The organism is Sphingomonas sp. (genome assembly GCF_019749955.1).
Taxonomy (GTDB): Bacteria; Pseudomonadota; Alphaproteobacteria; order Sphingomonadales; family Sphingomonadaceae; genus Sphingomonas.
Genome location: NZ_JAIEPC010000075.1, coordinates 20,449 through 27,288, shown reverse-complemented (window position 1 = coordinate 27,288; position 6,840 = coordinate 20,449). Strand labels below are relative to the sequence as shown.

7 protein-coding genes and 1 riboswitch are annotated in these 6,840 nt (G+C 62.1%); of the genes, 6 read left to right on the top strand and 1 reads right to left on the bottom strand.

Features of this window, described 5'->3' with window-relative positions; all coding sequences use genetic code 11:
- Both K2W81_RS13545 and K2W81_RS13540 read left to right on the top strand, forming a co-directional pair.
- Nucleotides 1-836: efflux RND transporter permease subunit (locus K2W81_RS13545; RefSeq protein ID WP_294105191.1), on the top strand; the 836-nt coding region annotated here is incomplete at its 5' end.
- Complete coding sequence (locus K2W81_RS13540) at nt 833-1,171, top strand: copper-binding protein (protein ID WP_294105189.1); 339 nt, start codon at nt 833-835, stop codon at nt 1,169-1,171. The genes K2W81_RS13545 and K2W81_RS13540, both read left to right, overlap by 4 nt.
- 391 nt (nt 1,172-1,562) lie before the next feature.
- On the opposite strand, the gene cobU is transcribed toward K2W81_RS13540, so the two are convergent.
- Entirely contained in the window at nt 1,563-2,090 is a 528-nt protein-coding gene (gene cobU / locus K2W81_RS13535; protein ID WP_294105182.1) for a bifunctional adenosylcobinamide kinase/adenosylcobinamide-phosphate guanylyltransferase, read from the bottom strand.
- 25 nt (nt 2,091-2,115) lie between these two features.
- Nucleotides 2,116-2,320: riboswitch (cobalamin riboswitch) on the top strand.
- A gap of 149 nt (nt 2,321-2,469) precedes the next feature.
- Between cobU and K2W81_RS13530 the strand changes: the two genes are divergently transcribed.
- Genes K2W81_RS13530 through K2W81_RS13515 form a run of 4 tightly spaced genes read left to right on the top strand, consistent with a single transcriptional unit; the run spans nt 2,470 to nt 6,827 of the window.
- Nucleotides 2,470-4,380 (top strand): TonB-dependent siderophore receptor, encoded by a 1,911-nt coding sequence (locus K2W81_RS13530; protein ID WP_294105179.1) that lies wholly within the window; start codon nt 2,470-2,472, stop codon nt 4,378-4,380.
- Between the two features lie 10 nt (nt 4,381-4,390).
- Nucleotides 4,391-5,374, top strand: a complete 984-nt coding sequence (locus K2W81_RS13525) for a threonine-phosphate decarboxylase (RefSeq protein ID WP_066478406.1) — start codon at nt 4,391-4,393, stop codon at nt 5,372-5,374.
- On the top strand, nt 5,371-5,997 hold the full coding sequence (gene cobO / locus K2W81_RS13520) for a cob(I)yrinic acid a,c-diamide adenosyltransferase (protein ID WP_066478407.1): 627 nt from the start codon (nt 5,371-5,373) through the stop codon (nt 5,995-5,997). The genes K2W81_RS13525 and cobO overlap by 4 nt, the downstream gene beginning before the upstream one ends.
- Nucleotides 5,994-6,827: an ABC transporter substrate-binding protein gene (locus K2W81_RS13515; protein ID WP_294105174.1), complete on the top strand. Its 834-nt coding sequence runs from the start codon at nt 5,994-5,996 to the stop codon at nt 6,825-6,827. The genes cobO and K2W81_RS13515 overlap by 4 nt, the downstream gene beginning before the upstream one ends.
- Nucleotides 6,828-6,840 lie beyond the last annotated feature (13 nt).

Below are 6,840 nucleotides of genomic sequence, written 5' to 3'. Positions count from 1 at the left end.
ATCCGCGCGAGCTTCGCGACAGCGTCGATGCGCTGCGCAACCTCCGCTTCCTGACCCCCGGCGGCCAGCAGGTGACGTTGGGGACGGTCGCCGCGATCACGACAAGCGAAGGTCCGCCGATGCTGCGCAGCGAGAATGGCCAGCCGGTCACGTGGATATATGTCGATGCGCGCGGCCGCGACCTGACCTCGATCGTCGCGGATCTCCAACGCGTGATCGACCGCGACGTCAAACTCCCGCCCGGGATCAGCGTCAGCTTCACCGGGCAGTTCGAATATCTCGCGCGCGCGCGCGAGCGGTTGACGATCGTGGTTCCGGCGACGCTGCTGATCATCTTCGTCCTGCTCTACGTTACGTTTGGGCGCTTTGACGAGGCTTTGCTGGTGATGGCGACTTTGCCCTTCGCGCTGACGGGCGGGTTCTGGCTGCTCTGGCTGCTTGGATATAACCAGTCGGTAGCGACTGCGGTGGGGTTCATTGCGCTGGCGGGCGTGGCGGCCGAGTTCGGGGTGGTGATGCTCATCTATCTCAAGCACGCACTGGCCGATCGGGGCATTGATCCGTCACCTACCGAGGTCGAGGCGGCGGTGCGCGAGGGCGCGCTGCTTCGGGTTAGGCCGAAGGCGATGACGGTCGCCGTCATCCTCGCTGGCCTCTTTCCCGTTCTGATCGGCACCGGCACGGGTTCCGAAGTGACGAGCCGGATCGCCGCACCGATGATCGGCGGGATGCTCACAGCACCCCTCCTGTCGATGCTCGTCATCCCCGCCGGTTACCTGCTTATGCGGCGACGTCGCACGCAACCCACCCCCATCAATCAAGGAGTAATGTCATGAAGACCATCGCCATTTTCGTCCCCGCCCTGTTGCTTGCCGCGTGCAGCAACCCCGCCCCTGCGCCCGAGGCGACAGACCGCCCCGGGGCGAATGCTGCCGCACTCGCGGAAGCCAAAACCGCAACCGGCGAGGGCACGATTACCGCGATTGATCCTGATACGGGCAAGATCACGCTGGCGCATGGGCCTGTGGCCGAGCTGAGCTGGCCAGCGATGACAATGGGGTTCGGCGCCAAACAAGGGCAGCTCGGCGGCCTAAAGGTCGGTGACAAGGTCAGGTTTACCTTTCGCTGGGACGGCAAGACGGCCGAAATCGAGTCGATCGACAAGATTTAGCGCTCGGGGTGGACTGGCCCATGAGCCGTAGCGAGAACAGCTGGCCGTCGGATTTCGGAGACGTTGCTCGGCCCTCGGACGGCAATATCTGGTTGGCTCCCGCCGCCATGAGCCGGGCGGAAGACCCACAAACGACCATTCAGGGCTAATGCCGTGAATCCAGAAACCGGACGTTCGTTCATGGAAATGTATCAACTTTGCCACCGGGCGGGGACCTTCGGCCTGAAATTCTTGGGGCGAGAGGTTGCAGTCATTCGTTGTTGCGACCGCGAATGGCCGTTGTTGTAAGTCATGTAAGCAATAAACTGACCTAACGGACAACATCGAGCTCGACGTTCCTGGCCCTACTGTCGGGTACATATTATTCGCGAAGTGGGCATGGATCTCGTGATTATTTCAGCGAAAACGATAGACCCGCAGCGACGAAGAAAACCTTGTCGGCAGCAGCTGCGACGCATTGATGCAACCGGCCCGCCTCGTCCCGAAAACGCCGTGCCAACGCATTGTCGGGCACGATGCCGAGGCCGACCTCATTACTGACGATCACGAGCGGACAGCGCGCATTGCCTATGGCAGACAGGAGTCTATCGCTCGCCTGTATGATGTCGACGTCTGACAAAAGCAGATTGCTCACCCACAGGGTCAGGCAATCAACGAGCACGACATTTCCGTCGACCGCTTCCTTCCCGATCGCTTCGGGCAGGTTGAGCGGACATTCGACGGTACGCCAGCGTGGACCGCGATCCGCGCGGTGGCGCGCGATCCGCTCGGTCATTTCTGCATCGAAGGGCTGGCCTGTCGCCAGGTAGACCGGTGCAACCGTTTGGCTGTCGGCCAATTTTTCCGCCAGTTCTTGCGCCAGCCGGCTTTTGCCCGATCGCGCGCCGCCCAAGAAAAACACGACGTTCGCTCCGGTCACTCTTGTCCTTTCTCATCCCAACGAATATCGACGCCATGCGACAGGTTTCCAGAAATGGAAATAATAGGGAACCCGGAAGCTGATAATTTATCTGCAAGCCGGGGCTGTGCCCGCAACTGTGACCGGATAGCGGTCGCTCCATATGCCACTGGCGGCCTTGGCTGCTGGGAAGGCGGGGCGGACGTGACGACCCGGGAGCCAGGAGACCTGCCTGTCGCGGTCGGTCCTTTGTGCCAACGGGGTGTTTGGCATGATCGGGGGAAAACCTCGCGTGACGACATCGATGGAGGTGGCGCGCGTGAGGGTTCAGACCATTTCGCTCTACGTGAGTCCGTGCCGCTGGCGCGTGCAACCTCGCTTTGTTCAAAAAGGAGGTTCCATGCGTTACCCATTTGTTGCTCTGCTAAGCGCAATCAGCCTGTCCTCGCCCGCCTATGCCGGTGAAGCGCCAGAGCCGGAAAGCGACGAAGCGATCGTCGTCACCGCCAACCGCACCGCACAACCGCTGTCACGCGTCGGCCAGTCAGTCAGCGTCGTCGATGCCGCAGAAATCGCCCGTCGCCAGACAGCAACTGTTGTCGATATTCTGCGCACGCTGCCCGGCGTTTCGATTGTTCGCAACGGCGGCATTGGCACGGCGACGGGAGTGTTCATCCGTGGCGCCGAGAGCGACCAGACCGTGACATTGATCGACGGCGTCAAGCTCAACGATCCGTCGTCCCCAGGCGGCGGCTTTAATTTCGGCAATCTCCTGGTCGGCAATATCGATCGGATCGAGGTGCTGCGCGGATCGCAATCGGTGCTGTGGGGCAGTCAAGCAATTGGAGGGGTCATCAACATGATCACCCGGCCACCAACCGACGCCCTGGCGATCAACGCGCGCGCCGAATATGGCTATCGCAACACTGGGCAACTGGTCGGCAATATCTCTGGCAAGCTGGGGTCGCTCTCGGCGAGCGGCGGCGGCGGCTATCTGCGCACCGATGGCATCTCGACCTTTAGCGAAGCTCGCGGCGGCGCGGAACGCGACGGATATGAAAATTACGGGGCCAACGCCAATCTGAAGCTGGCGCTGAGCGACCAGTTTTCGCTCGATGCGCGCGGCTGGTATTCGAATGGCACCGTTGGGATTGACGGCTTTCCGGCACCGAGCTTTACTTTTGCCGATACGAGGGAGATCGCGAAAACGAGGGAAATCGTGGGCTACGCCGGTGGCAACGCAGCCTTTTTTAGTGGTCGATTCCGTAATCGTCTAGGCTTTGCCTACACCGACACACGCCGCCGCAATGATGATCGCGGCACCGAGACATTTGCCGCAAAGGGCCGCAACGAACGGCTGGAATATCAGGGGATTTTCGAGATTGCCGACGGCTGGCAGGCGACGGCCGGGCTGGAGCGCGAGACTTCGCGCTTCATTTCGTCCAGCTTTGGCGCCGCGCCGTCCATTGGCCGGGCGCGACTGGACAGTGTCTATGGCCAGCTGGTGGCGACGCCGGTTGCCGACCTGACGCTGACTGGCGGGGTGCGACAGGACGATCATGACCGTTTCGGCGGGGCAACCACATTTGGCGCAAGCGGTGTGTTTCGGCTTTCTGGAACTGGTCTGACCCTTCGCGCCAGCTATGCGGAGGGCTTCAAGGCACCATCGTTGTTCCAGCTACAGAGCAATTTCGGCAATCAGGCGCTACGCCCCGAACGCGCCACGGGATGGGATGCAGGCATCACCGAACGCGCGCTGGGCGGCAGACTTGAAGCCGGGATCACCTATTTCAGGCGCAACAGCACCGACCTGATCAACTTCATTTCTTGCGTGCCGCCATTGACGGGCATTTGCACCAATCGAGCGTCGGGCACCTACGACAATGTGGCGCAAGCGCTGGCAGATGGGATCGAAATCAGCCTGGCGTTGCGCCCGATCGAGACGCTGCGCGTGCAGGCCAATTACACCTATACGAACGCCGTCAATCGGTCATCGGGCAGCGCCAATTTCGGCAAGTTTCTGGTGCGCCGGCCACAGCATAGCGCGACGGTGCTGATCGATTATAGTTGGGGGGTCGGGCTCACGACCGGGGCCACGCTGACCCATGTCGGCACCAGCTTCGACAATGCCAGCAACAGCCGCAAGCTACAGGGCTATGTGTTGGCCGATGTACGCCTGTCCTATCCAGTAACCTCGCGCATCGCGCTTTATGGCCGAATCGAAAACCTGTTCGACGAGCGCTATGAAACCGCTTTCCGCTTTGGGCAGCTAGGTCGCGCTGCTTATGTCGGCGCGCGGTTCACTTATTGATGGGGCAGCAATGACCACCGCGTCCTTTACCGTCCATGGCGGGCGGCTGGCGCTGGCGCGGGCGCAATTCCCGACGCATCTTGAATGGATCGATCTGTCGACCGGAATAGGTCCGTGGGCCTACCCCGCAGCGGTCGATGCCGAGGCTCTGCGCCGGTTGCCCGAGCCGGGCGCGCTGACCGCGCTTGAGGCCGCCGCGGCGGCGGTGTTCGGGAGCGATCCGGCCGCGACGGTCGCGGTGCCGGGCAGCGACATTGCACTGCGGTTGATCGGCCGATTAATCCCGGCGCGAACACCCGCCATTCTTGGTCCGGGTTATGCCGGGCATCAAGCGATGTGGCCAGACTCGGTTTTGCTAACCGATCTTGCCGCCGAGCAACATGATGTGCTCGTCCTTGCCCGTCCCAATAATCCCGACGGCGCGATAATCGACCGCGAGCGGCTTGCCGACGCAGCGCGGCTCCTGGGCACAAAGGGTGGCTGGCTGATCGTCGATGAGGCGTTCGCCGATGCCGGGACAGAGCCGGGGATCGCTGCGGCGAAATGGCCTCGCACCATCGTGCTGCGATCGTTCGGCAAGTTTTTCGGGCTGGCAGGCTTGCGGCTCGGCTTCGTCATCGCGCCGCCGGTTTTTGCAGCATCGTTGCGGCAGATGCTTGGTGACTGGCCGATCTCCGGCCCCGCGATCGCCATCGGTACAGCTGCCTATCGCGACCTTGCCTGGCAAACGGCCCAACGACGTCGGCTGAGTGATGCAGCGGTGCGACTCGACGAAGTGCTGAGCGAGGCCGGTTTTGCGATTGCGGGCGGCACACCCTGCTTCCGGCTGGTCGACACGCCCAACGCAGCGGGGGTGTTCGAGCAGCTGGCACGCAGCGCTATCCTGACGCGACCCTTTGCCGACGATCCGCGCCGCCTGCGCGTCGGCCTGCCATCGACCGAAACCGACACCGCGCGGCTCAAACAAGCCCTTCAGACTGCGAGGATGACATGACCGACCCCGAAGCACCCGCCCCCGAAACGGATTTTACCTCCCACAATGCTCGCATGAAGCGCGTGCAGGCTGCCCGCGCCCGTATTCAGGCGCGGCATACGCTCGAACGCGGCCTGCTGATCGTCCATACCGGCAATGGCAAAGGTAAATCCTCCTCCGCCTTTGGCATGGCAATCCGCAGTCTAGGCTGGGGCATGAAGGTCGGCATTGTCCAATATGTGAAGGGCAGCTGGGAAACGGGCGAGAAGACCTTCTTCCAGGCCAATCCCGATTTATTGACCTTCGAGGTCATGGGCGAAGGCTTCACCTGGGACACGCAGGATCGCGCCCGCGACATCGAAGCGGCACAAGCGGCTTGGACGCGGTCAAAAGAGCTAATTCTCGACCCAGATTACGAGTTCATTATCCTCGATGAACTCAACATCGTGCTGCGCGATGATACGCTGCCCATCGCCGAGATCGTGGATTTTCTGCGTGACCGACCGCTGACCAAGCATATCTGCATCACCGGGCGGAACGCGAAGCCGGAACTGCTGGAGATCGCCGATCTTGTGACCGAATTTCAGGAGGTGAAGCACCCGTTCAAGGCCGGGTTCAAGGCGCAAAAGGGGGTCGAATATTGATCCGCATATTTGCCTGCATGCTGGCGTTGGCGGTAACGTCGTGCGCGGTCCCCAGCGCATCGCCCGGGCACAAAAGCGGTGCCAACGGCCTGCGCATCGTATCGATCAATCCGTGTGTGGACTCGATCCTGATGCACGTCGCCGACCGCAGCCAGATTGCGGGCATCAGCCATTATTCGCAGGATCCGCGCGCCACCTCCATCCCGATCGCGCAGGCGATGCAGTTCAAGGCAACGTCGGGCACGGCGGAGGAAGTGGTCGCGCTCGCGCCCGATCTGGTCATTGCTGGCGCTCATGTCGCGCCGTCGACCATCGCGGCACTCAAACGGATGCACATCGCCTTGTTGCAACTCAGCGTGCCGGAAACCATCGCTGAGAATCGCGACCAAATCAGTAAAATCGCAACCGCCATTGGCCATGCCGAACGCGGCAAGCGGTTGAACGCGCGGATCGATGCCGCGATTGCAGCCGCGCGCACAACGCAGCCGACGACCCCGGCGCTTATCTGGCAGGGCGGCGGACTGGTGCCGGGAGACGGCACGCTGGCCAGCGTCTTGCTGCGGAGCGCCGGTTTTAGCAATCTGAGCGGTGATTACGGCCTGAAGAAATGGGATGTGCTGTCGCTCGAATATCTCGTCGCCAACCCACCGCGCGTGCTGTTTACGGTCGGTGATGCGACCGTCTCGGACCGCATGGTGGGCCATCCAGTCGTGCGGCAGCTATCCCGCACTATCGCGCTCCGCCCCTATCCGGAACGGTTGCTGCACTGCGGCGGGCCGACGATTATCGATGCAGTCGCTGAACTGGCCAAGGCGAGGCGAAGCCTGTGACGGCGCGGGTGAC

Excerpts from the sequence above, each read along its gene's own strand:
- K2W81_RS13540 (WP_294105189.1), top strand. The coding sequence starts at position 833 with ATGAAGACCATCGCCATTTTCGTCCCCGCCCTGTTGCTTGCCGCGTGC.
- K2W81_RS13530 (WP_294105179.1), top strand. The coding sequence starts at position 2,470 with ATGCGTTACCCATTTGTTGCTCTGCTAAGCGCAATCAGCCTGTCCTCG.
- K2W81_RS13525 (WP_066478406.1), top strand. The coding sequence starts at position 4,391 with ATGACCACCGCGTCCTTTACCGTCCATGGCGGGCGGCTGGCGCTGGCG.
- cobO (WP_066478407.1), top strand. The coding sequence starts at position 5,371 with ATGACCGACCCCGAAGCACCCGCCCCCGAAACGGATTTTACCTCCCAC.